The 25,780-nt window shown below is 41.6% G+C and carries 22 protein-coding genes and 1 riboswitch; of the genes, 10 read left to right on the forward strand and 12 right to left on the reverse strand.

Features of this window, described 5'->3' with window-relative positions; translation table 11 throughout:
- Positions 1-1,368: diguanylate cyclase domain-containing protein (locus tag FH976_RS03520; protein WP_194089538.1), on the forward strand; the 1,368-nt coding region annotated here is incomplete at its 5' end.
- 50 nt (positions 1,369-1,418) lie between these two features.
- Here the strand turns inward: FH976_RS03520 and FH976_RS03525 are convergent.
- Positions 1,419-1,967 (reverse strand): TetR/AcrR family transcriptional regulator, encoded by a 549-nt coding sequence (locus FH976_RS03525; protein ID WP_194089539.1) that lies wholly within the window; start codon positions 1,965-1,967, stop codon positions 1,419-1,421.
- 107 nt (positions 1,968-2,074) lie between these two features.
- Between FH976_RS03525 and FH976_RS03530 the strand changes: the two genes are divergently transcribed.
- Together FH976_RS03530 and FH976_RS03535 are read left to right on the forward strand one after the other, a co-directional pair.
- Positions 2,075-2,530: an HPP family protein gene (locus FH976_RS03530; RefSeq protein WP_194089540.1), complete on the forward strand. Its 456-nt coding sequence runs from the start codon at positions 2,075-2,077 to the stop codon at positions 2,528-2,530.
- A 154-nt stretch (positions 2,531-2,684) separates the two neighbouring features.
- The gene (locus tag FH976_RS03535; RefSeq protein WP_194089541.1) at positions 2,685-3,437 is read left to right on the forward strand and encodes an SDR family oxidoreductase; all 753 of its coding nucleotides are present in this window, start codon (positions 2,685-2,687) and stop codon (positions 3,435-3,437) included.
- 84 nt (positions 3,438-3,521) lie between these two features.
- Here FH976_RS03535 and gcvP read toward each other — a convergent pair whose 3' ends face one another.
- Both gcvP and gcvH read right to left on the reverse strand, forming a co-directional pair.
- Complete coding sequence (gene gcvP, locus FH976_RS03540) at positions 3,522-6,404, reverse strand: aminomethyl-transferring glycine dehydrogenase (RefSeq protein ID WP_194089542.1); 2,883 nt, start codon at positions 6,402-6,404, stop codon at positions 3,522-3,524.
- 214 nt (positions 6,405-6,618) lie between these two features.
- Positions 6,619-7,002 (reverse strand): glycine cleavage system protein GcvH, encoded by a 384-nt coding sequence (gene gcvH / locus FH976_RS03545; RefSeq protein ID WP_194089543.1) that lies wholly within the window; start codon positions 7,000-7,002, stop codon positions 6,619-6,621.
- A 336-nt stretch (positions 7,003-7,338) separates the two neighbouring features.
- Between gcvH and FH976_RS03550 the strand changes: the two genes are divergently transcribed.
- The 4 genes from FH976_RS03550 to FH976_RS03565 all read left to right on the forward strand — a co-directional run bounded on the left by FH976_RS03550 (position 7,339) and on the right by FH976_RS03565 (position 11,624).
- Positions 7,339-7,929, forward strand: a complete 591-nt coding sequence (locus FH976_RS03550; RefSeq protein WP_194089651.1) for a helix-turn-helix domain-containing protein — start codon at positions 7,339-7,341, stop codon at positions 7,927-7,929.
- A gap of 241 nt (positions 7,930-8,170) precedes the next feature.
- Entirely contained in the window at positions 8,171-9,526 is a 1,356-nt protein-coding gene (locus FH976_RS03555) for an alanine/glycine:cation symporter family protein (RefSeq protein WP_194089544.1), read from the forward strand.
- A 74-nt stretch (positions 9,527-9,600) separates the two neighbouring features.
- Complete coding sequence (gene gcvT, locus FH976_RS03560; protein WP_194089652.1) at positions 9,601-10,734, forward strand: glycine cleavage system aminomethyltransferase GcvT; 1,134 nt, start codon at positions 9,601-9,603, stop codon at positions 10,732-10,734.
- Between the two features lie 332 nt (positions 10,735-11,066).
- Positions 11,067-11,624, forward strand: a complete 558-nt coding sequence (locus tag FH976_RS03565; RefSeq protein WP_194089545.1) for a sugar O-acetyltransferase — start codon at positions 11,067-11,069, stop codon at positions 11,622-11,624.
- Between the two features lie 12 nt (positions 11,625-11,636).
- On the opposite strand, the gene FH976_RS03570 is transcribed toward FH976_RS03565, so the two are convergent.
- The 7 genes from FH976_RS03570 to fruB all read right to left on the reverse strand — a co-directional run bounded on the left by FH976_RS03570 (position 11,637) and on the right by fruB (position 18,579).
- Positions 11,637-11,897, reverse strand: a complete 261-nt coding sequence (locus tag FH976_RS03570) for a hypothetical protein (protein ID WP_194089546.1) — start codon at positions 11,895-11,897, stop codon at positions 11,637-11,639.
- Complete coding sequence (locus FH976_RS03575) at positions 11,863-12,348, reverse strand: phage holin family protein (RefSeq protein ID WP_194089547.1); 486 nt, start codon at positions 12,346-12,348, stop codon at positions 11,863-11,865. The genes FH976_RS03570 and FH976_RS03575 overlap by 35 nt, the downstream gene beginning before the upstream one ends.
- A 25-nt stretch (positions 12,349-12,373) precedes the next feature.
- A complete protein-coding gene (locus FH976_RS03580) occupies positions 12,374-12,595 on the reverse strand; it encodes a hypothetical protein (protein ID WP_194089548.1) in 222 nt (73 codons plus the stop codon).
- Between the two features lie 309 nt (positions 12,596-12,904).
- Positions 12,905-14,593 carry an RluA family pseudouridine synthase gene (locus FH976_RS03585; RefSeq protein WP_194089549.1) on the reverse strand — a complete coding sequence of 563 codons (1,689 nt, stop codon included), beginning with the start codon at positions 14,591-14,593 and terminating at the stop codon, positions 12,905-12,907.
- 154 nt (positions 14,594-14,747) lie between these two features.
- Positions 14,748-16,493, reverse strand: coding sequence for a PTS fructose transporter subunit IIBC (gene fruA, locus FH976_RS03590; RefSeq protein WP_194089550.1), 1,746 nt, complete (start codon positions 16,491-16,493; stop codon positions 14,748-14,750).
- The gene (gene pfkB / locus FH976_RS03595) at positions 16,490-17,434 is read right to left on the reverse strand and encodes a 1-phosphofructokinase (RefSeq protein ID WP_194089551.1); all 945 of its coding nucleotides are present in this window, start codon (positions 17,432-17,434) and stop codon (positions 16,490-16,492) included. The genes fruA and pfkB overlap by 4 nt, the downstream gene beginning before the upstream one ends.
- Before the next feature lie 11 nt (positions 17,435-17,445).
- Positions 17,446-18,579: a fused PTS fructose transporter subunit IIA/HPr protein gene (fruB, locus tag FH976_RS03600; RefSeq protein ID WP_194089552.1), complete on the reverse strand. Its 1,134-nt coding sequence runs from the start codon at positions 18,577-18,579 to the stop codon at positions 17,446-17,448.
- 456 nt (positions 18,580-19,035) lie between these two features.
- Between fruB and cra the strand changes: the two genes are divergently transcribed.
- Both cra and FH976_RS03610 read left to right on the forward strand, forming a co-directional pair.
- Positions 19,036-20,034 (forward strand): catabolite repressor/activator, encoded by a 999-nt coding sequence (gene cra / locus FH976_RS03605; RefSeq protein WP_194089553.1) that lies wholly within the window; start codon positions 19,036-19,038, stop codon positions 20,032-20,034.
- 139 nt (positions 20,035-20,173) lie between these two features.
- Positions 20,174-21,505 (forward strand): DEAD/DEAH box helicase, encoded by a 1,332-nt coding sequence (locus FH976_RS03610; RefSeq protein ID WP_194089554.1) that lies wholly within the window; start codon positions 20,174-20,176, stop codon positions 21,503-21,505.
- A 173-nt stretch (positions 21,506-21,678) separates the two neighbouring features.
- Here the strand turns inward: FH976_RS03610 and speB are convergent, their stop codons facing one another.
- Complete coding sequence (speB, locus tag FH976_RS03615) at positions 21,679-22,614, reverse strand: agmatinase (protein WP_194089653.1); 936 nt, start codon at positions 22,612-22,614, stop codon at positions 21,679-21,681.
- A gap of 77 nt (positions 22,615-22,691) precedes the next feature.
- Positions 22,692-24,605, reverse strand: coding sequence for an arginine decarboxylase (speA, locus tag FH976_RS03620; protein ID WP_194089555.1), 1,914 nt, complete (start codon positions 24,603-24,605; stop codon positions 22,692-22,694).
- Between the two features lie 330 nt (positions 24,606-24,935).
- Positions 24,936-25,117: riboswitch (yybP-ykoY riboswitch) on the forward strand.
- On the opposite strand from speA, the gene FH976_RS03625 reads away from it, so the two are divergent.
- Entirely contained in the window at positions 25,091-25,690 is a 600-nt protein-coding gene (locus FH976_RS03625) for a manganese efflux pump MntP (protein ID WP_228767329.1), read from the forward strand. It overlaps the preceding riboswitch by 27 nt.
- Positions 25,691-25,780 lie beyond the last annotated feature (90 nt).

Raw genomic sequence — 25,780 nt, forward strand, 5'->3', positions numbered from 1 at the left:
CCTGATTTTATTTCTATCATCATTGCCAACTTATGCAATGTCATTGGTTTTCTAATTATTTTACGAGGGATTTTGGTCTTTATTGGTCGAAAGCCTATGATATTTTTCGATGCGTCCCTGCTAGTTGTTGCAACGAGTCTCTTTTACTACTTTCACTATATTGAACACAATCAGAATATCCGAATTGTTGTTTTCTCTGCCATGATACTCACTATCTGTATTGCGATTGTGCTGAGTTTACTCACGGTTAATAATCAAGAGCAACGTTCTGCTGGGCATGGTGTAGCGACTGTTTTTGCTCTGTTTGGTCTATTTAATTTCATGCGTGGAATAATGGCTTTCTTTTTTCCTTCGGAACAGTCAGTTATTGAAAATAGCCTGAGCACTACCTTGCTATATTTAAGTGCCATTTTTTTGATTGGTGGTATTGCCATTACACTGATTTTGCAAACGTACTCTGTTTTGTCTTCAAGGCTGCGCACCCTTTCACTTGCGATTGAACAGTCGGCCTCTTCCATTATTATCACCGACAGTAATTGGATAATTGAGTACGTAAACCCTAGAGTTTTAGACAAAACAGGTTATCGGGAGGAGGAAGTAATTGGACAAAGCGCAGGTATATTTAGTACTGAGTTATTTGTTCAGGCTGAAAAAGAACATATCTCTAAGGTGCTTAATGCTGGTGAAATATGGCGTGGGGAATTACTGACTAATAGTAAATATGAAAATAATGAATTTTGGGAATTGGCTTCTATTGCTCCAGTTAAGCAAGCAGACGGAAAAATTGAACATTTTGTTGCCGTGATGGAAGACATTACTATGCAAAAAGAGGCAAAACAGCAAATTCAACACTTGGCATACCATGATTCACTGACAGGATTGCCGACCAGACAATTAATGATGAAGAGGCTTGAAAAGGCGTTATCTTCTGCATTACAAGAAAAAGAAAAAGTCGCAGTTTTATTTTTAGATTTGGATGGATTTAAATCGGTAAACGATAATTTTGGCCATGCCGCCGGTGATGAATTATTAAAAATAGCGACGGATAAGCTGCGCTCTTGCGTTCGTGACAATGATATGGTCGCTCGTATTGGCGGCGATGAGTTTTTAATCGTTATCACTCAAGTGGTTGGAGATACGATGCTTTCTTCGGTTGCGACAAGAATTATTGATGCCCTATCTAGACCTTTTAGTATCAATAATATTGAAGTGAGTGTGAGCGCTAGTGTCGGTATTGCTATGTATCCAGAGGATTCACAAGATCCAGAAGAATTAATTAAATTAGCCGATCACGCCATGTATGATGTTAAACGCAAAGGTAAAAACGACTTTGCGTTTGTCGATAAAACCGATCATTCCCTGAATTGAATAAGTAGATTGCTCTGATTTTAACAGTCTAATATCGATATAAAGACGACCTACATTTTCAGTTGTTGTAAAACACTGATACATTTTTTTGGTGCAGAAAAATCATTGTCCACATAAGCGGTGGTGATCGCACCTTCTTTCAATAAACATATAGCATCTAATAATTCAGGGTGTGGGTTTGATAAATATGCACCAATCAATTCGCGTACTTGCTGCTTGTGATACTGGCAATACTTCGAAATTTTACTGTCTTGATCTCTAAATTCTGCTGAAGTATTGATAAAAAAGCAGCCTCGAAAATCCCCTAATTCCTCGGTAGAACCTGAAAACCAATCGGCTAATGCATTAAATAGATTCTCAACTACCTCATTATTTCCTTTTGAATCCGCTAAGCGTTTATCTAACCACGTTGTAAAAATAGAATTTCTTTGCTCAAGAGCTGCAAGAATGAGAGTTTCTTTACTATCAAAGTAATTATATAAGGTCTTTTTTGCGATGCCAGAAACATTAAGTATTTCATTGATCCCAATAGAATTAATGCCTTTGTTATAAAACAATTCAAGTGCGGTATTTAATAATATTTGGCGTTTATCATTCATGCGATCTCTCCTTTGATAACTTATATTGACAGAAGTAGACCACTCTGTCTACTATGTTCCGGTAGACAAAGTGGTCTACTTTGGATTTGTAACTTGGAGTGATAGAAATGAATAGATTAGTTTTAGCAATATTTGCAGGATTAGGTGCAGCAATAGCGATTGGCATTTTAACGTTTTCAGAAACAGAAATAACCAATATTGCCTTGGTGATGGCTCCGTTTGGTGCAACAACCGTATTGGTATTTGGTTTACCGGAAAGCCCATTGGCACAGCCGAAGAATGTAATCGCAGGGCATTTCATTACTGCTTTTATTGGCGTTTTCTTTGTGGAGTATATTGGGGTAACGCCATTGAGTTTGGCTCTGGCAACAGGGCTTGCGGTGAGCGCCATGTTGGCCACGAAAACTACCCATCCGCCAGCAGGAGCGAATCCACTCTTAATTATGTTAACGGGACAAAGTTGGGCTTTTTTAGTCACACCTGTGCTACTTGGCGCTGTCATTATTATGCTACTTGGTAAAGTGATGCAGCAGTTGCGAGATAGGCTAAATGTTGTTAATTAAAACTAGGCAGCATTAGTAGTGTTACGCCTAGTGCCTAGTTTTACCGCCTATCCATATAATTTATGTTGCATACAGTTATGTAAGATCGATGGGTGATTGCTTCACCCATTAACGTTATGATGAAATCCGCTATTGGAAATATAAGGATGTATTGATGAGTCTTCAAAAAGTGGCAGTGATTACTGGCGGTGGGCGTGGTATTGGGGCTGCCACAGCATTACTTTTTGCAAAAGAAGGATATGCAGTCTGTATTAATTATAAATCGGATGGAGAATCGGCGAACAAACTAGCCCAATCTATTACTGTCGAAGGTGGTAAGTGTATTACCGTTCAAGCGGATGTTTCTTGTGAAAATGATGTCATTCGAATGTTTTCTACCGTTGATCGGGAGTTGGGCACACTATCTGTTCTGGTGAATAATGCCGGTATCTTGAAAAAACAATCACGTTTAGAAGATATGACCGCTGAACGCATCAATGCAGTGCTGGTCAATAATGTCACAAGTTACTTCTTATGTTGTCGAGAAGCGGTAAAGCGAATGTCGACACGACATGATGGGTTAGGCGGCGTTATCGTTAATGTCTCTTCTGGCGCTGCACGTTCTGGTTCTCCAAATGAATACATCGATTACGCGGCATCAAAAGGGGCAATTGATACTTTAACCAAAGGCTTATCTTTGGAAGTTGCGGCGGAGGGTATTCGAGTTAACTGTGTTCGTCCGGGATTAATTTATACCGATATGCACGCCGATGGTGGAGAGCCTGAGCGAGTCGAAAGGTTAAAGAGTATTATCCCGCTGCAAAGAGGTGGGGAGCCATTTGAAGTGGCAGAAGCGATTTATTGGTTAGCTTCCGAAAAATCGTCATTTTCTACTGGCAATTATTTAGATTTATCTGGCGGTTTATAGCCCATACAAAAAAGTTTTCCTACAAAAAACGAGCACCCAATCGAGTGCTCGTTTTTTATGTGACTACGTTTATTTACGGGTTAATTACTCAACATAGTTATCAATACTCGGGCATGAGCAAATCAAATTACGGTCGCCATAAACGTTATCAACGCGGTTCACCGTTGGCCAGTATTTTGAGCCTTGCGTGTGCGTTGATGGGAAACAAGCAATTTCACGGCTGTATGGGTGATCCCATTCAGTAGCCATCAAATCCACTTGGGTGTGCGGCGCATTGACTAACGGGTTGTTGTCGAGTGGCCATTCCCCTTGCTGTACTTTCTCCATCTCTTTGCGTATTGCGATCATTGCATCACAGAAACGATCTAATTCAGCTTTATCTTCTGATTCAGTCGGTTCAACCATTAACGTGCCCGCCACTGGGAATGACATAGTTGGCGCATGGAAACCGTAGTCCATTAAACGCTTTGCAATGTCTTCTTCGCTAATGCCTGTCGCTTCTTTTAACGGACGAATATCAACAATACATTCGTGCGCCACTCGGCCATTATGACCACGATATAAAACCGGATAATGAGGACGCAGACGTTCCATGATGTAGTTGGCATTTAATATTGCAACTTTGGTGGCTTCGGTTAAGCCTTTTCCGCCCATCATGGCAATGTAGGCCCAAGAGATTGGTAGGATTGACGCGCTGCCAAGATCGGCTGCAGATACCGCATATTCTTTGCCGACAACACCATTTTCAATATGACCCGGAAGGAATGGGGCAAGGTGAGATTTAACCCCGATTGGACCCATACCCGGACCGCCACCACCATGTGGAATACAGAATGTTTTGTGTAAGTTAAGGTGCGAAACATCACCACCAATCACGCCCGGATTGGTCAGGCCAACTTGCGCATTCATATTCGCGCCATCTAAGTAAACTTGACCGCCAGCGGCATGCACCATGTCACATACTTTTTGTACTTGTTCTTCGTACACACCGTGCGTCGATGGATAAGTGATCATAATGCTTGAAAGGTTGCTGTGGTGTTTATCGATTTTCGCTGCAAGATCTTGTAAATCAACATTACCGAATTCATCACACATCACCACAACGACTTTCATTGAAACCATAGAGGCTGTGGCAGGGTTTGTGCCATGTGCGGAGCTTGGGATCAAACAAACGTTACGGTGACCTTCGCCACGACTTTGATGGTAGCGTTGAATCGCGATTAAGCCTGCGTATTCACCCGATGCACCGGAGTTTGGTTGTAGAGAGAATTCATCGTAGCCTGTGATTTCGCACAGTTGTTGCTTTAACGATGCTGCCAATGCGGTATAACCTGCGGCTTGATCGAGAGGTGCAAACGGATGGATGCTACCAAATTCTGGCCAAGTGACCGGGATCATTTCGGCAACGGCATTGAGCTTCATGGTGCAACTGCCCAATGGGATCATACCGTGCGTTAATGAGAAATCTTTGTTTTCAAGCTTTTTCAGGTAACGCATCATTTGAGTTTCGCTATGATGCGTGTTGAATACTGGGTGAGTTAAATAGCTTGAAGTACGACGACAATTTTCTGGAATTGCGGCAAATTCATTGGCCGCAATGTCAGAGGCAAAAGTATCGACCTTCCATTCAATGCCAAAGACAGCAAAAAGCGCTTCAATATCGTCTGCAGTCGCCGTTTCATCTAAGCTGATGCCTAGCTGAGTTGGGCTCTTACGTAAGTTGATACCAGCATGTTGAGCTGCATGGTAAAGGCGCTCAGTGTGCTCTTGGCTGTTGACTGTAATGGTGTCGAAGAAAGTGTTATGCGCAAGCTCATAGCCTGAATGCTTCAAACCAGCAGCAAGAATGGCAGTCAGATGATGGGTGCGACGTGCAATGGTACGTAAACCTTCTGCGCCATGATAAACCGCATAGAAAGAGGCCATGTTGGCTAGCAATGCTTGCGCGGTACAGATGTTAGACGTCGCTTTTTCGCGGCGGATATGTTGCTCACGAGTTTGCATTGCCATGCGTAGCGCTTGATTGCCTTTACTATCAATGGAGACACCAATCACACGGCCAGGCATAGTGCGTTTGTGTTTCTCACGTGTCGCCATAAAAGCGGCGTGTGGACCACCGTAACCGATTGGCACACCAAAACGTTGCGCGCTGCCGATCACGACATCTGCGCCCATTTCACCAGCCGGTTTTAGTAAAGTAGAAGCCAGTAGATCGGTCGCAACAGTGACTAAAGTTTTATTGGCTTGAGCGGCGCTGATGATATCGGTTAAATCACGCACTTCGCCAGTGGTGCTTGGGTATTGCAGCAGAGCGCCAAATACATCTTGCTCGGCCAAAGAATCGATATCACCCACGATAACTTCAAAGCCAATAAATTCGGCGCGAGTTTTGACCACTTCGATCGTTTGTGGATGCACATCGTCAGCCACAAAAAAGACAGAACTTTTGCTTTTTCCTGCACGCTTGCACAGTGTCATTGCTTCGCCAGCGGCCGTTGCTTCATCTAAAAGGGAGGCGTTGGCAATGTCCATGCCGGTTAAATCCATGACCATTTGTTGGTAATTAAGCAGTGACTCTAAACGGCCTTGAGAAATTTCTGGTTGATAAGGCGTATACGCGGTGTACCAACCTGGATTTTCGAATACGTTGCGCAAAATAACATTCGGCGTGAAAGTGTTGTAATAACCTTGGCCAATAAAAGTACGCTTAATGGTATTGAGATTAGCAAATTCTTTCATCTGTCCGAGCATGTCGTTTTCAGACATTGGCGCTTTGAGTTCCATTGCATTATTAAGGCGAATATTAGCTGGGACGGTTTGAGCAATAAGATCATCTAGGCTATTGGCTTTGGTATCACTTAGCTGATTGATGATATCCAACATGCGTTGTTGGTCGGTATGATTCGGGCCATTATGGCGACCGATAAATTCTTCATTATTGCTAAGAGAGTTTAATAAATTAGTCATGTCATTCCTTAAACTGAAATCGATTTAAATTCAAAGCCATTCAAACCCGAGTCACTTAATGCTGGGCTACTTCAACTAAAAGTGGTGTAAACAGCCACCACCGACATCAAAAGAGTTCTAAAGTAAAAGCCAGTGCAAGCTCACTGACTTTTTATTACTTGGTGTACAGATATAAATGAAAAATCCAATCACAAGCGGTGATTGGATTTTAGTGTTACTCGTCTTCTTCGATTGCAGCTAGATAACTTTCCGCATCTTTTAGATTAGCTAGCTCAGAAGGGTCATCTAGCTTAACTTTAGCAATCCAACCACCATCGTAAGATTCACTGTTAATAAGCTCTGGGCTATCTTCTAAATCTTCGTTAATTTCAACAATCTCGCCCGTAACTGGTGCGTAGATGTCTGATGCTGCTTTCACGGATTCAACCAAAGAGAAACCTTCGCCCGCTTCAACGGTGTCACCCACCTCAGGTAGGTCGACAAATACCACGTCGCCAAGCATCTCTTGTGCGTGTTCAGAAATCCCGATAGTGACGGTACCATCACCGTTATCGCGAACCCATTCGTGGCTGTCTGTAAACTTAAGAGTCATATCCATTTTCTTGCTCCAGAGTATGTCTGTTGAATCAATGATTTATACGCAATCGTTTGCTATGCATTTGAAATATGCTTTGGCAAATCGTTACAAGTGTAATTTGTTAGAGGTATTTTGCTTAATTTTTATCTCCATAACATACTTTTCACGGCTTCATTATTCAACTAAAAGTTTCCTATAAGAAACAAGTTTTCCAATTTTGCTACAAACCGCACCTTTTTGAACTTTGTTCTCTTTTCAGGAGATCAGTCACTCTGTACTATGTCGATAGCAATCGATTACGTTGGGCTATTTAGATCACCAAGATAAGGACTATCAGTGAGTATAGAATCGACACAAATGACGTTTCAATCTGATGATGCTGAGCAAACCTTAACACCACTAAATTTAGGGCAAAGATTAAAAGATATTCGTTTACAAATGGGGCTCACTCTTGAAGAGTCCAGTAAGCGGACAGGGCTTGCTCGCTCTACGTTGTCAAAAATGGAAAACGGCCAGATTTCGCCTACTTTTCAAGCATTACAGAAATTAGCCACTGGTCTTGATATGCCGATCCCTCAAATTTTTGAACCGCCAAAACAAGCGGGTGCGGTGGGGCGTCGTGATATTACTCTGAATGGTCAAGGCAAGCCTCATCCCACTTCCACTTATGAACATGAATTACTCGCCAGTCAATTATCCAATAAAAAAATGGTGCCATTTAAAAGCCGAATTCGTTCTCGTAGTTTTGATGATTACCAAGATTGGATTCGCCATGATGGTGAAGAGTTTTTATTGGTGCTTGAAGGTGAAGTGCGTTTTTATTGTGAGTTTTATGAGCCCGTGGATTTAAAGGAAGGCGATAGCGTCTATTACGATGCCAGTATGGGACACACGTTAGTCTCGTTAAGTGAGATTGACGGTTTAATATTGTGGGTAACGGCTAAATAGGCTCTATTTTTCACTATTTATGGTTATTAAAATGTTACAAATATGTGGTTTCTTTTCACATTTTTAGATTTCAATTCTGACCAGAGCGATATTTCATGCTAATCATTACGTGTCAATTTAATGATGCCAATATAATGAAAGGCATCATTATCGAGAGATCGGTACTGTGTTTCATCAAAAGATGTTTTTGAGCACAATGGAAGTTCCTAAAACTACAAGATTGAAATAAGAAGGATACGACATGGAAGCGTTAACCAATTTTATTGCCGCTATAAATAGCGTGGTGTGGGGAGTTCCCATGCTGATTATGATTTTAGGTGTCGGACTATATTTAATGGTCGGCCTAGGGTTTATGCCTATTCTAAAGTTGCCAACGGGCTTTAAATTACTTTGGAAAGGGCGTTCAAGTAACTCTGAAGGGGATATCACCCCGTTTAATGCCCTAATGACGTCACTGTCTGCCACTATTGGTACGGGTAATATCGCTGGTGTAGCCACCGCGATTGCATTAGGTGGCCCAGGCGCTTTATTTTGGATGTGGTGTACGGCATTAGTCGGCATGGCAACTAAGTATTCTGAAGCGGTATGCGCAGTGACTTATCGTGAAAAAGATGCCAATGGTAATTATGTCGGTGGGCCGATGTATTACATTAAAAATGGTTTATCGAAAAAATGGGCATGGCTCGGCACTCTTTTTGCCATATTTGGTTCGGTTGCAGGGTTTGGTATCGGCAATGGCGTGCAAGCGAACTCAGTTGCAGATGCGCTTGACAGTAGCTTTGGTATCTCGCCAATGGTGACTGGTATCGTATTGATGATATTGGTCGGCGCAGTGTTAGTTGGTGGCATCAAGCGTATTTCAGATGTGGCAGGTAAACTTGTTCCATTGATGGCGCTATTTTATATTGCAGCCGGCTTGGGCGTTATGATTACTCATGCTTCTGCTATTCCAGATGCTTACGCGTTGATTCTTTCAAGTGCTTTCACACCAGTGGCTGCGCAAGGTGGCTTTGCCGGTGCGGCAGTTTGGGCTGCGATTCGTTTTGGTGTTGCGCGCGGTGTCTTTTCCAATGAGGCGGGTTTGGGTTCTGCGCCAATTGCACATGCGGCAGCGAAGACTAAAAATCCTGTTAAACAAGGTTTAGTGGCGATGCTCGGTACCTTCATCGATACCATTATCGTGTGTTCAATTACTGGTTTTGCCATCATTCTTTCAGGTGAATGGACTAGTGGCGCAACTGGTGCGGCATTAACATCCCAAGCATTTGGAAGTACGTTCGCAATGGGGAATGTGATTGTTGCGATCGCTTTAGCGATTTTTGCTTTCACCACCATTTTGGGTTGGAGTTTTTACTGCGAAAAATGTGTGCAGTATCTATTTGGCACTAAAGCGATTAAGCCGTTCCGTATTATTTGGGTACTGGCTGTTCCGGTTGGCGCAATGAGTTCACTTAACTTTATTTGGCTGCTAGCCGATACATTAAATGCCATGATGGCTATTCCAAACTTGATTGCGCTGGTGTTACTCAGCCCTGTGGTATTCAAGTTAACTCGTGATTATTTTTCTGGGAAAGATATTACGATTAAAGATTCATAATACTGTTGTTCGCCTTCTTTTTGATGAAAAGGAGGCGAATTTAAATGGCTTGTAATGAGCCCATTGGAGGATTAATGACAGAGCAGCACTTGACAGAAGCACCCCTTAAAACACCTTTATACACTGTGCATGTAGAAGCAGGTGCAAAAATGGTTCCTTTCGCTGGCTATGATATGCCAGTGCAATATCCATTAGGTGTGAAAAAAGAGCATTTGCATACGCGTGATGCGGCTGGACTTTTTGATGTATCTCATATGGGGCAACTTCGGTTAAAAGGTACGAATGCTGCTGCGGGTTTAGAAGCACTTGTGCCTGTCGATATTATTGGTCTTCCTGAGGGTAAACAGCGTTACGCTTTCTTTACCAATGAGCAGGGCGGTATTATGGATGATTTGATGGTGGCCAATTTAGGCGACCATCTTTTTGTGGTCGTGAATGCAGCCTGTAAAGCGCAAGATATTGCCCACCTACAAGCTAACCTGCCAAGCGATGTTGAGATTGAGATCATTGACGATCGCGCATTATTGGCTTTGCAAGGTCCGAAAGCAGCAGATATATTGGCTCGTATTGAACCGTCAGTCAGTGACATGTTGTTTATGGATGTGAAAGTTATCCAATTAAACGGTATTGAATGCATTGTCAGTCGTTCTGGTTATACCGGTGAAGATGGTTACGAGATTTCGGTTCCAAGTGATAAAGCGGTGGAATTTGCAACCACATTAACAATGTTTGAAGAAGTGGAATGGATTGGTTTAGGCGCGCGTGATTCACTGCGTTTAGAGTGCGGCTTGTGTTTATACGGACATGATTTAGATACCACTACCACGCCAGTTGAAGCAAGTTTGTTGTGGGGGATCAGTAAACCACGCCGCGCCGATGGTGAACGAGCCGGCGGTTTCCCTGGTGCAGATATTATCTTGCAACAAATTGCGACTAAAGACGTTGCTCGTAAACGTGTTGGTTTAGTGGGGCAAACGAAAGCGCCTGTTCGTGAAGGCACCAAATTGTTTGATGCCGATGATAATGAAATTGGTATTGTCACCAGTGGTACCGCTGGACCAACGGCTGGGAAACCTGTTTCTATGGCGTACGTAGCGACAAACTTAACGGCAATTGGCACAGAAGTTTTTGCCGACGTTCGAGGTAAAAAATTGCCAATGCTAGTTGAGAAGATGCCATTTGTACCGCAGCGTTATTATCGCGGTTAACTTAATATGGTTGAGTTTAAGATGATTGTGATTAATGCGATTAAACTCAATCTGACTAAGCTCTAATTGACCAAGCTTTAATTGATCAAGCTCTAATCTCCGTTTTTACAGTGTAAATTGAAATCCAATGAATGCTTTTTGATTAAAGTATTCGTTGGATTTTTTGTTTATCATCAATAATTTTCTTGAGCATATCAATCACACTGAGTTTATTGGAAATTTAAATTTGTTGGGCAGCTAAGTTTATTGAGAAGCTAAGCTTATCGTCAAGGTAGGTTTATTGGCAAAATACGTTGATTGGAAAAGTAATTTTAATTGGGACACTAGACATTATGACTGAATTCGAAAAGATGGTAGCAGGGCAAGATTTTGATGGCTTAGATGCGAGTGTTGCTGATGTTCGTGAAAGCACCGCTACATTGAAGTTGGCTTTCAATCAATCTCGGACCATACAAGATCAGCATACTATTCTCAAAGACATGCTTGGCAGTATTGGGGAGCAAAGCATTATTACGCCTCCTTTCCAGTGTGAATTTGGTAAGACAATTTTTGTTGGTGAAAACACGTTCTTAAATATGAATGTCACTGTCTTGGATAATGCATCAGTCACTATTGGCGATCATGTTTTGATTGGACCAAATGTTCAGTTTTATACGGCGAGTCATTCAATGGATTATCAAAGTCGTCGACGTTGGGAAACATTCAGTAAGCCGATTGTGGTGGAGGATGATGTTTGGATTGGTGGCAGCTCAGTGATCAATCAAGGGGTCACTATTGGTGCACGTTCTGTGATTGCGGCTAACTCGGTCGTCAACAAAGATGTGCCGCCGGATTGTTTGTATGGTGGAACGCCCGCTAAATTTATTCGTAAGATTGTTTCGGATACGTAAATGAAGCAGCCATTAATTATTCGTTGTGAACTTATTAAAAAAATTCATGGCTAAAGAAACAACAGGGTAAAAAAACCGAATTTTCTTTCGATATTTAACCATGATAATGCTGGAGATGGCGATTCCAGTTGTCAGTTGGAAAGGGTGTTTTTTTGAATAAGCAGCAAGGGTTTTTAGTAATAAACCAAGCGCTAATTGACTCTCTCTACTGGCATTTTTACCTTCCATTCTTTTTATTTTAATCGCGTGATTGAGCTGCTTTAGTGATGACATCGACACCCTCCTTCAATTGAGAAATTGTTTCGTTGAAACCAAAAGAGCGTATTAAACGTTTTTGCCAGTAAATTAAGCCAACTAAAATTAAGCTCATCGCGAATAAGAATAAACCGACACCAATGAGTACATTTTGAGTTAATACATATGCAATCACGCCAATACTGATGCACAAACTGAAGATAAAAAGGATGAGTAAAGGAATAAGTAAAACTTGGCAGATGATGGATTGTTTTGCTGCAGCAATGTTACGTTGCACTTCGAGATAGAAAAGTTGAGCCGTCGATTCTGACCACTGCCCAACTTCGGTTATGACTTTAGACGCTTGATTAAAAACCGATTTTATCTCGTCTATTTTATCGGTTATATCTTCTTCAGTTGGCAGCGGTGTGTCGGTTTGGTGATCATCAGAGGTTTCATTTTCATGTAACCCTTTGTTGGTGTCTTCCATCCGACGATTCCCCTGCCTAGTTTGATTATTTGATCAGTTTAGAAATGGCCCAGCCCGCTAAAAAAGCACAGCCAACACTTAATAATGGATGCTCTTTAATGATATTTTCAGCTTGATTGGCTTTTTGTTTTATTTTTTCAGAGCCTTCATTCAACGATTCTTCCACTTGATCTTTAACAGAATTAATCGCTTCTGTCGTGGCTTCTTCTATTTTATCTTTTGGGGTTTGAGTTTTTGTTGTAGCCATGTTCAATCTCCTTGATTATATGCGGTGTGATTTCATTTAATATACAACGAAATCGTTATCACTTACCTATGATGGTTGTCATTGAAAAATAGCGTTTATTTCAGACTCACATGAAAATTAAGCCATCGTTGATAGTGCTTGCTGCGCCAGTCATGAAAAGTAGTTAACTATAGGCTTTAGCATATTTATGTGTGGTTTTTACAAGCTCTTAGTATGAAAAATAAACTCTATCTAATGTTAGGCTAATTAGAAAGGTAATACAATGGGGCTCTGATTTGATAAAGATAGATGAAAACTAAGCTGTTTGTGTCAAAAGTCAGATTCTACTTCAAATACCATTTTTGCCTTTGTATAAGGATGGTCAAACGTTAATTGTTGCGCGTGTAAATGAAGCCGGTTAGCTTTGGTGCCATATAAATCATCTCCGACAATCGGCATGTTCAAACCATGAATATGAGCGCAATGAACACGCAGTTGGTGGGTACGTCCAGTTTTCGGATAAAGGTAAACTTTGCTGAGAACTTGGTTGTCATCGGTTGTTTGATGCTCGATTAACTCCCAATATGTCTCGGCTGGCTTGCCATATTGGTCACATACCATTTGTCTCGGTCTGTCATCTAAATCACCTCTTAATGGCAAATTAATATCGCCATTAGTTTGATCTAGCTTGCCTTCAAGAAGCGCCACGTAACGTTTCTCTACAAGGCGAGTAATAAACTGTTTCTGTAGATTCTTATTAGCACGGCGAGTCAGCGCAAACACCAGTAAACCGGAAGTGGACATGTCTAAACGATGCAATACAAAAAGCCCTTCAGCATCGCTAAATTGTTTCTGTAGACGGTGGGAAACCGAGTCTTGAACATTGACCCCCGGAACCGATAAAAACTCTGCCGGCTTATTCACCACCACGATGGCATCATCTTGATAAATGATTTCTATCTCTTTACCTTCGGCATGATTTTTTAGCAAAGGATTATCATCTAATTCAATACCGTGAAGCATATGCGCCAAAATTGGCTGGCACTTATTTTGGCAAGATGGATAGAATTTTTTATGCTGACGAATTTCAGATTTAGGCGATGAACCCCACCAAAACTCTGCCATGCATATTGGGATGTAATGATGTTTAAATGCATAATGTAGCAACTTTGGGGCGGCGCATTCGCCTGATCCTGCTGGTGGCGTTAGATCACCAAAAATATCTAATAAAGATTTCTGTTGTTGATATTGGTTTAAAAATTGATATTGCTCGAACAGCTTATTTTGCAATGTTGAAGACAAGGTTTTGCGGCGCTGTTTTAAGGCATCGATTTGGGCGTTGTATTGGTTTAATCGCAGTTCGGCATCGGTGATTTTTTTCGCCCAACTTTGCTTTAAGTGTTTTTGCTCAGCTTTTTCCGCCACACTTTGCTTGCCAAGATCCTGAAGGAGCAGAGTTAGATCGCCATCAGTTAATGTTTTTTCAGATTGTTGGCGTATTAATTTTCTTTGTCTTCTACTTTCAATCATGTTTAAGCGAAGCGCTTCTAATTCTATTTGTGCTTGTTGTTTTTCTTGCTCTAATTGCACGTTAAGTTGAGTGAGAACTGGAGCTTGCTCTAATATTTTAATTTCTTGATTAATAACATTAATAGGGGCAGTTCCCTCTAGAAAGAATCCTTCATCTTCAAGCATATCAAATACTGGCGGCACGAAATGCGGTAGATGATTTTGATCGGCTAGTTTCCCAGAAAATGCCGATAAATAGCCCAGTTGATCGTGCTGATTTTTGACGACTAATACACCGAACATTTTACCGTTTGATTCAAAATCATATTGCCAGTTTTTTTGGCTGAGTAAGTGTTGTTGTAATTGTTGTGCGGCTAGCACTGATAATGGATCGGCCTCATAACAAAAAGGGTAGGTGAATTTTTTTGGTAGGGGAATATTAATATTGTTGGAAATTTCATCATTTATTCGAGTATTAAAAGAGGTGAAGCAAGGGTCAATAGCTGGCATGGTGAACTCGAATAAATAGTATGGACTACAGATTTTACGCGATTGAAGTAAAGGAAGACAATTAAAAACGCCCTTTCTTGGTTTCCTATTTTTCTCAAATAAGTGACCAATACGAAAGGGCGTTTGTGTTTTTACTTAGAGTGATGAGTAAATGTTAAGCGATAACGGCTTTCATTTCTGCTCTGTTTTTTAAGAATGCGTAACTGACACCGGTGACAACGGTACCTGCGATAATAGCCACTAAGTACAACAAGGCCGGTGTGATCGCATTAGGAATAAGTAAGACGAATAGACCGCCGTGTGGCGCCATTAGTTTTGCACCAAATAGCATCGACAATGCACCTGTTAATGCTCCGCCAGCCATGCAACATGGGATCACGCGCATTGGATCTTTCGCCGCAAATGGAATGGCGCCTTCGGTGATAAAGCATAAACCCAGCACCGTTGCCGCTTTGCCTGCTTCACGTTCATTGGCTTCAAATTTGTTTCTGGCAAGGAATGTGGCAAGGCCTAAACCAAGTGGTGGGATCATTCCTGCCGCCATCACAGCTGCCATTGGGGCATAGGTTTGTGAGGCAAGTAAGCCAACTCCAAAGGTATAAGCGGCTTTGTTGATTGGGCCACCTAAGTCAAAGCACATCATACAACCTAAGATCACGCCAAGTAGAACCGCGTTAGCCGAACCCATGTTGTTTAGGAAATCCGTCATTGCTGACATGATGCTAGAAACTGGGCCACCTACGATGTAAATCATCACAAGGCCAGTAAATAAGCTTGCCAATAATGGGATGATTAAAATTGGTTTCAACGCTTCCATTGATTGCGGTAGGTTTAATTTTTCCGCAATAAGTTTCGCTGCGTAACCTGCAATGAAACCAGCAAGAATACCGCCAATAAAGCCAGCGCCAGTTGAACTAGCTAACATGCCGCCAATTAAACCTGGTGCTAAACCTGGACGATCGGCAATCGAAAAGGCAATAAAGCCCGCAAGAACGGGGATCATTAATGCAAAGGCGGAGCCACCACCAATGGTCATCAACGCTGCGGCTAATGTACCTTCTTGTTTAAAGGCTTCAATGCCAAATACAAAAGATAGGGCGATACATAAACCACCCGCAACAACCAACGGCAGCATATGCGAAACACCAGTCATTAAGTGTTTGTACACACCCGATTTTTCTTCATTGTTTGATGTCGATGACGGTGATTTTTGACCTGCTTGATAAGGCTGTGCTTGTTCAAACGCTTTACTGAATTCTTGCTCCGTTTTTTTCAGAGCTAGACCTGTGCTGGTTTTATATAAACGTTTACCGGCGAAACGATCCAGTGGCACTTCAATATCCGCCGCAATGATGACTAAATCTGCATCGGCAATGTCTTGTTCTGTCAGTTGGTTTTTTGCACCAACCGATCCGCGTGTTTCTACTTTAATCTGGTGTCCTAATTTTTTACCAGTTTCTTGTAGTGCTTCAGCTGCCATAAAGGTATGTGCAACACCTGTTGGGCAAGCGGTGATAGCCACTATTTTCTTACTGCCTGAATCCGTCGCTATCGAAGAATGGGTATTTTTACTGGTCGCGTTTTCTTGGGTTAGAAGCGTAGCTTGGTGTACGGCTTCCTCTAACCATTTTTGTGTGTCGTTAAAACAGGCAGATAGATCGCCTTGGTAGACTTTTTTATCGACGAAGCGAGTCGTATCGATAACCGTATTTGTCGCAATAACAACAACGTCGGCTTGCTCGATTTGTTGCGCAGTTAATGGCGGCTTAACGATAAGTTCAGGCTGGCATTCAATATGTGCAGTCCAGCCTAGTGTTTTCGACGCTTGTTCTAATAAACCGGCGGCAATAATGCTGTTAGCTACGCCACTTGGGCAAGCGGTAATAATGGCAATATTCATAGCAATGTCCTTGTTGTTATTTTTTGTTGTAAGGTTTGCACTGCTTCAAGGCTAGGTACGCCGACACCAACTTGGGTGACTGCTAGTGCGGATAAAGCGGTCGCAAAACTGAGGATTTCGTCTTCAGACCATTGTTGAAGATGGCCCCATGACATGCCAGCCACTAACGTATCACCTGCGCCAACCGTGCTCACGACTTGCATTTTAGGTGGTGAGGCTTGACGCCATTGACCTTGTTTTAGCCACATTACGCCATTAGCGCCCATTGAAACCACAATGTTAGCAATGCCGTTTTGCTCTAAGGTTTGGGCTGCTTGTTGGCAGGCTTGGCTGTCTTTTAATTCTTTACCTATGAGTTCTGATAGCTCTTCATCATTAGGCTTAATCAACCAAGGATGGGAGTGAAGGCCGGCTTTTAATGCGTCACGGCTGCTATCAAAAATGACTTTTTTCCCTAGTTGATGCAGTTTTTCAATCCATTGAGCACAAAGCTCTGGCGACACACCTTGCGGCAAACTGCCTGCCATCACAAAGTAATCATGATCTTGTGCCAATGCGAATAAGGTTTTTTCAAACTCAGCAATGGCGGAGCTATCGACATGTATGCCAGGAAAGTTGATATCACTGACATCACTAGCGCTATCAACCAGTTTGACATTGATGCGTGTTGCGCCTTTTACGCGTACAAATCGATCGGTGGCATTGATTTGTTCGAATAACTGACAAAACGACTCTTGGTTATCCGCGCCAAGAAAGCCCGTCACGGTGACTTTAGCGCCAAGATCGGATAAGACTTTTGCCACGTTTACGCCTTTACCTGCCGGATGAAGCGTGCTTTTTGAAACTAAACTAACACTCCCGACATTTAAGGTGTTGGTTAAATGACCAGTTAGATCGAGTGCTGGATTTAAAGTAATCGTGACGATTTTATGTTGAGACATATGACTCTCCTTTAACCTTCACCAAGGCCAGATTCAATCGCTTTACCAATTGAACTTAATGCTAACTCTGCATCGTTGCCATCTGCGATAAATTGCAAGCGGTGGCCGTGTTTTACCCCTAACGCAATCACTTTCATTAAGCTTTTCGCATTGACGCTTGATCCATCGCCATCTAAGTTTGAAACGCGAATAGTAGACTCGAATTTTTTCGCTTCCGCGACTAACATCGCACCAGGACGTGCATGCAAACCATGGGTGTTTTTAATCTTGAAGGTCGCTTGGTTGGCAGTGTCTTCTGCAATTTCAGGTGTTTGTTCACTCAGATCAAATAAAGCTAATAATTGCTTAACATCTGCATCTAGAATATCTTGCTGGCGCTTTGAAAAAATTAACTCGCTGATTTTATACAACAAAGGTTTATGACTCGCATTACACGCTGAAAACGCAATTAAGCCGTGGACTTGTTGACCTTCAAACTCACAATCATTAGCAGTGGATACAAATGACATAGCCGAGCGAGAGACACCTTTAGATCCACTCACTAGCCATAATCCTGCGCCTAAATGAGTGGGTTTTTTAGTGATAACTTCGCTAATGTAATCGTCTGTTGTGCAACCACTATTACGTAATAAACCACTGGCCACCGCCGTCATTTGTAGCATGTCACTGGCTGGGAATTTGAGTTGTATTAAGGTGGCATCAAAATCGGCCATTAATTGAGTCTGACCGTTTAGCACATTAATAATATCTTGTTCTGTTTTCGCTTCTTTTAGTGCCGCTTCTACGCCATCGGCAGATAACACTTTGGTCAGTTGCTTTAAAATGCCTAAGTGTTCATCGGACTTCGCCGCAATACCAATTGCCACATATACCATGCCATTTCCCCAATCGACACCTTGAGGGAAATGATGGATAGCCACACCTGTTTTTTGAACTAAATGACGAGTCTCGGTGGTGCCGTGTGGAATCGCAATACCATTGCCTAAGAAAGTAGAAGACTGAGTTTCACGATTCAGCATTCCCTGAACATAAGCGGTTTCGACATAGCCTTGTTGGGTTAAACTTGCGGCAATGTGAGTGATCGCTTCGGTTTTATCTTTTGCCGTTTGGGCAAGCGTAATATTTTGTGTGGTTAGCGTCAGCATAGGGTGCCTCTTCTTAATATTTATAATTCTGTTTTATGAGTATAGAGTTTTGTTTTCATTTTATGGTGTCTGAGCTCTATAGCTTCTTTTTAGATACATAGATTCTTTTTAGATGCATCGATTATTTTGAGATAGATCAGTTTAGTTTTTAACGACGAATCTTAATTTCTTTATCCGCTATTATTTAGCTGAAACGATTCAGCTTTTGTCGCGAAAAAATTCAGCCAATGGTTATGTTTACCTAAAATCGTACTCAAATTCAGTATGTTCATCGCACTTTGCGGATGATCACAGATTTGAGCCTTTACTTTATTAATACACATTGGCTGAATCGTTTCAGCTTTTATAATGAAACGATTCAGCTTATAATTCAAACATCGATTGAATTGATGCTAAGGATTTATGATCTGGTGCACAAAATAAGCACACTGATGCGATCAAATGGGGCAAATAACGATGACGCTAGATGAAATTGCCAAGTTGGCTGGAGTTTCTAGAACCACTGCCAGTTATGTGATTAATGGCAAAGCGACCAAGTACCGTATTAGCCAAAAAACGCAACAAAAAGTCATGGCAGTGGTAGAAGAACACCAGTATCAACCCGATCATGCGGCGTTGGCATTACGTGCTGGCAATAGTCGTTCATTTGGTTTGGTGATCCCTGATCTTGAAAATACCAGTTATGCACGTTTGGCTAAACTGTTGGAATCGAATTCTCGCCAAGCGGGCTACCAGATTTTAATTGGCTGTTCAGATGACGATCCTCAAATAGAAAAAAATGTGGTGAACGCTTTAGTCAGTCGTCGTATTGATGCTTTGTTTGTGGCTAGCTCCATGATTGATGCCAACGAATTTTATTTGAATGTTCAAAATAAAGGCACACCAGTGATCGCGCTCGATCGTCCATTAGATGATGAACATTTTAGTTGTGTGATCAGTGAAGATTTTGATGGTGCGTTACGATTAACCTCATCGGTGCTATTTGATGATATTCAAACCATTGGTTTGGTCGGAGCATTGCCTGATCTTAATGTGTCTAAAGAACGTCAGATTGGCTTTGAAGCGGCAGTGAGAAAGCATGAAGAAACGCATTCTCCATTAACGACCATAATTGAATATGGTGCTCAATTTAATTCAGAGTCTGGCCGTAAAGTCGTTGAAAAGTGGTTAGCGCAAGACATGATGCCTGATGCTATTATTACGACTTCCTATACCTTGCTAGAAGGTGTATTAGATGTGTTATTTGAGCATCCAGAACTGATGGCGAAAGTCAGAATAGGGACCTATGGCGATAATCGTTTATTAGACTTTTTACCGATTAAAATTAACTCTTTATCTCAACGATTTGAAATTATCGCAGACAGCGCATTAGAGCTTGCCTTGAATGCTTCGGCTAAACGTTATCAATTTGGTGTGGAGCTGGTGGCAAGGAAATTGAAAATTCGCCATGTTTGATTCTATTTATCACCTATTATTTTTAAGTGTCTTAATATAAACATATGAATGAGGGTTGTGAGTAATTGTATAACCCGAGTTTTCGATGCTTGTGTTATCATGTGCGCGATTTTGATTTATTTCCTTTTGGAGTACACCTTTGCAATTTAAAGATCTTGGTTTAGACAATCGATTACTGAAAAATTTACAGCATTATAATTTTTCAAAAGCGACTGAAATACAAAGTAAAGCGATCCCTGTTGCGATTGCAGACAAAGATTTGTTGGCATCATCAAAAACAGGTTCGGGTAAAACTTTGGCATTTGTGTTGCCGATGTTACATAAAGCCCTAAAAACCAAAGCTCTTTCTGCTAAAGATCCAAGAGGGGTGATTTTAGCGCCTACTCGTGAACTGGCAAAACAAGTATTCGGCGAACTTAAATTCATGCTTGGCGGCTTATCTTATACTGGCGCATTGATTGTAGGTGGTGAAAACTTCAACGATCAAGTTAAAGCGTTACGTAAATACCCGCGTTTTATTGTGGCAACACCTGGTCGTTTAGCTGATCATCTTGAGCATCGTTCGCTACATTTAGATGGTGTTGAAACCTTAATATTAGATGAAGCTGATCGTATGTTGGATCTTGGCTTTTCTGCGGAGTTGCGTCGTATTAGTAACGCGGCCAAGCATCGTCGTCGTCAAACGTTAATGTTCTCCGCCACGCTTGATCACGTCGAAGTGAATAATTTGGCAAGTGAGTTTTTAAAAGAGCCAAAGCACATTTCAGTTGGCGCATCAGCAGAAGAACATAAAGATATCGATCAGTCTTTCTATTTATGTGATCACCTTGATCATAAAGAAGCGATCCTAGAACGCTTGATTAGTGAGGCTGAATACAAACAAGTTATTATTTTTACTGCAACACGTAGCGATACGGAGCGTTTGACTGAGAAGTTAAATCAGATGAGCCTGAAAGCCGTCGCGTTGAGTGGTGGTTTGAATCAGACTCAACGTAATAACATCATGAGTCAGTTTGAACGAGCAGTGCATAAAATCTTGGTTACGACTGATATTGCTTCTCGTGGTTTAGATATTGCCAATGTGACCCATGTTATTAACTTTGATATGCCAAAACATACGGAAGAGTACGTTCACCGCGTTGGTCGTACTGGCCGTGCAGGTAATCGCGGTACCGCTTATTCTTTAGTGGGCCCGAAAGACTGGGCGAGCTTTAAAAATGTGGAAGCGTACTTACAACAAGATTTGACTTTCTCAGTATTAGAAGGCCTGAAAGGTAAGTTTAAAGGTATTAAACCGCGTCAGCCATTTGTTAAGAAAGGCCCAGCCAAAGCAAATAAAGTGGCGAAACAATCGACTACACCTAAGAAACAAGCCAATCGTGATAAGAGTTTCTATAAAAATGTGGCAGTGGGTGATGATGTCTTTATGCCTAAGAAGAAAAAGAACCCAATTGAAAAAGACGACGAGTAAGCGTTTTTAATCAATTTTTAGGGTAAACGTCCTTTTATAGACAAATAATAAAGCCAGTGAAGCGTTAATCGTTTCACTGGCTTTTTGCTGTCATGCTTATTGACTCATCGATAAAGATAGTAAAGCTTTTGGCCTATTAACCTATTAACCTATTAACCTATTAACCTATTAACCTATTTAGCGATGCGTTGTTGTGTCCACAAATACAATAGATCAAGCGCAATAGTCGCACCCGCTAATGCGGTCACATCACTATGATCATACGGTGGAGATACTTCAACCACATCCATTCCAATCAGATTAATATCTTGTAAGTTACGCAAGATTTTCAATATTTTATCGGATGTCATGCCGCCGCATACTGGCGTACCAGTTCCGGGCGCAAAGGCAGGATCGAGGCAGTCAATATCAAAAGTTAAATACACGGGTTTATCGCCAACGATCTTTTTCACTTGTTCAACAATATCAGCGGCTGATAGGTCATTCGCTTCCATCGCGTTGATGACATTAAACCCGTGACCTTCTTGTTTGTACTCGGTGCGAATGCCGATTTGTACCGAATGCTCACGCGAGATCAAACCTTCATTTGGCGCATGATAAAACATGGTGCCATGATCGTAACGGCTGCCATTTGGGTAAGTATCGGTGTGGGCATCAAAATGGATTAATGCCATTTCACCATACTTTTTCGCATGAGCGCGCAGCAAAGGCAACGTGATGAAGTGATCGCCACCTAAACTTAATAAGGTTTTACCACTTTCAATAATCTCCGTTGCTGCGGCTTCTAAACGCAAAGTAAGATCTTCTGCATCACCACAATCAAAAACAAGATCGCCAGCATCCACTACGTTCGTGTGTTTGAATAAGTTAAAATTCCACGGAAATTTTTTGCTTTCCCATGCAAGGTTAACCGACGCGCGGCGAATCGCATCTGGCCCCATGCGAGCGCCTGATCGACCAGAAGTTGCCATATCAAATGGTACCCCTAAAACTACTACGTCAGCATCCGCTTCTACAGGGTTTTGCACCATTGGGCGACGTACAAAGCTCATAGAGTTTGAGTACAGTGAGTAATCTGGTTTAGTAAACAGATCATCAAACTTGTTCATCATAAATCCTTGTTATAGGCAAAGTCATTGAAGCGGCCACAGTCAAAAAATGAGGCGCTCCAATGATGAAAGATAGTTTAAATATCTTCTAAATAAGTGTAACCAGATAACCCTTGCTCAAGCTCTGCTAGGATTTTTTCTTGCTCGCTGCTATCAACACGGCTTGCTACTAGTTCGCGGTAATTACGGCGAATGTCATCTACATCAATGTGTACATAACGCAGCATGTCTTCAACCGTATCACCTTCATTAATAGATACAATTTCTGATTCGCCTTTGTCATTTACGTTCACTACAACCGAATGGCTGTCACCAAATAAGTTGTGCATGTCGCCTAAAATTTCTTGGTACGCACCGACTAAGAAGAAGCCCATTAAGTAGGGAGTGTCTTTATCCCAACGTGGTACTGGCAATGTGGTTTCAATGCCTTGTCCATCAACGTATTGATCGATAACACCATCGGAATCACAAGTAATGTCTAACATCACTGCGCGAGTTTGCTCTACTTGATTCAAGTTACTCAGTGGCATCACTGGGAATACTTGATCAATGCCCCATGCATCTGGCAGTGATTGGAACAAAGAAAAGTTAACGAAGAACTTATCCGCCAAACGCTCGTTCAACTCATCCAAAATAGGGCGGTGGAAACGGTTTTTATTGCTCAATTGCATGCGTAATTCATAGCAAATACGTAAACAAACTTGTTCTGCCCAAGCGCGATGAAGCAAGTTAATTACACCCGTTGCAAACTGGTTATGCGCTTCTACTAAGTCACTTTGGGTGTCGTTATAAATCTCAATTAATGCACGATCATCGGTGCCTTGAGACAAAATTTCCCAGTTACGCCACATGTTATGTAATAGCGTTGGTGCATCCGGTTCTGGTGCTTCAATGGCTTCTACTTTGTAGCTTTCTGTGCCAATAACGTTGGTGATCAAAACGGCATGGTGCGCGGTTAATGAACGCCCAGATTCTGAAATGATCGCTGGCGTCGGTTGGTTGTACAACTGACAAATATCGCCAATAGTTGACACAATATTACGTGCGTATTCTGCCAAACCATAGTTCATTGAGCTGTGCGACTGGCTGCGAGTACCATCGTAATCGACTGCCAAGCCACCACCAACATCCATGTAATCCAAACTTGCGCCTAGCTCGCGCAGTTCACAATAAAATCGCGCCGCTTCACTTACGCCATTACGCACATCGCGAATATTGGCCATTTGTGAGCCTAAATGGAAATGCACTAATTGTAAGGTTTCAAGTTGTTCTTCCGCTTTTAGACGATTGATCACGGTTAACACTTGGCTTGCTGATAAACCAAATTTAGACTTCTCACCACCACTTGATTGCCATTTTCCTGCACCTTGTGAAGCTAAGCGAATACGCAGCCCCATGCGTGGCGTTACGCCCAAAGATTTTGCTTCTGATAACACAAGATCAAGTTCTGATAGCTTTTCTAAAACGATGAAAACTTTGTGACCTAATTTTTCACCAATTAATGCCAAGCGAACGTATTCACGGTCTTTGTAACCATTACAAACAATGACAGAACTTGCTTGTTGCGCTAGAGCTAATACTGCTAATAATTCTGGTTTGCTGCCCGCTTCAAGACCAAGTTGTTTATGTTCTAACTTAGCTTGGCTAGCAAGAATTTCGTCGACCACTTCTTTTTGTTGGTTGACTTTAATTGGGTAAACCAACAGGTAGCGGTTTGCATAATTGTATTCTTCAATCGCTTGGTTAAATGCATCACAAACGTTATGAACACGCTGATGTAAGATCTGTGGAAAACGAACCAACGCTGGCAAAGTTAAATTTTGCGCTTCAATCTGTTTAACTATTGTACTTAGAGGTACTTGAAGATGTTCTTCTCCAGCACGCGGAGATACGGTCATTTCACCCGCATCATTAATGCCATAAAAGCCTTGGCTCCAGTGACGTACATTGTAGTTAGCTCGGATTTGCTCTAGGTTCAAAGAATTTTCCACATCGGTCCCTCTCGTTAGTGAGAATTAGATAAACAAATAATAAATAAATTAATAATTGAATCAGTAACCTAACATGTTATTTAGCTTAACAACTGTGAGCTGATTCACGCGCATTAACGTACAATTTTTCAATTGAGTCCAATGAGAAAATTTTGTCGTTAAAATAAGTAAATTAAATGGGCAGCAATGATTATTTTAGCTGAAATTTTTTGATAGATTCAGTAAAAATGTCATTTGGGAGGTGTGGAAAAAATTGCTCAGAATGAAGCCTGTTCTAAGCTTTCTCTTTTTTATAATTTAGAGTTTGTTAAAGCTTATTTGCTTTGTTAGTATTTTGTCACTTCGTGGGGAGTAGCCTGTTTCCAGCTAATGGAAAAGTTCGTATCAACATAATTGGTGGTGAAATCACCATGGTGCGAACACCTCTCGGTTGGCGAGACCATCGATACATCCATGCCAAATGGTCAGGCGTGTGGATGTATTGTATGGAATCACTTAGCCTGACCGGAGGGAACAATATAATGAATACCTTAGCTCTTATCCTTATTGCCTTTGCAATGTCAACAGATGCGTTTGCCGCAGCCATTACCAAAGGTGTAAAAATAAAAAAAACATCACTGACTTATGCTCTAAAGTTAGGATTAATCTTTGGGGTTATCGAGTCGATTACGCCTGTTATTGGGTGGTTTATAGGCCGATCAGCTTCAACCTATGTCGAGTCATGGGATCACTGGATTGCGATGTTTTTGTTATGTGGGTTAGGGATTCACATGATCTACGAAAGCGTTAAAAATACAGAAGAGAATGATTATTCCGAGCCAAAAAAACAGTCATTAGCATTGATAGTGCTTACTGCGATAGGAACAAGTATTGATGCGATGGCAGTGGGAGTAGGCCTTGCATTTGTTGATGTGAGAATTGAAATTGCCGCACTATTGATTGGCTCAGCCACTTTTATCATGGTGACAATTGGGGTTATATTGGGAGGTGTGTTAGGAAAGTTTATTGGTAAGAGAGCAGAAACTTTTGGCGGGGTGGTGCTGATTGCTGTTGGTATATGGGTGTTTTATGAACATGCAGTGTAAGCTCTTAATTATCATTAATCGCATTTGTCGATACTTTTCCTAATCTGATAATAACGATTTAGCGTTATGCACTAAATCGTTTCTGTCCAG

It is taken from the genome of Vibrio hibernica (assembly GCF_015223435.1).
GTDB classification, from domain to species: domain Bacteria; phylum Pseudomonadota; class Gammaproteobacteria; order Enterobacterales; family Vibrionaceae; genus Vibrio; species Vibrio hibernica.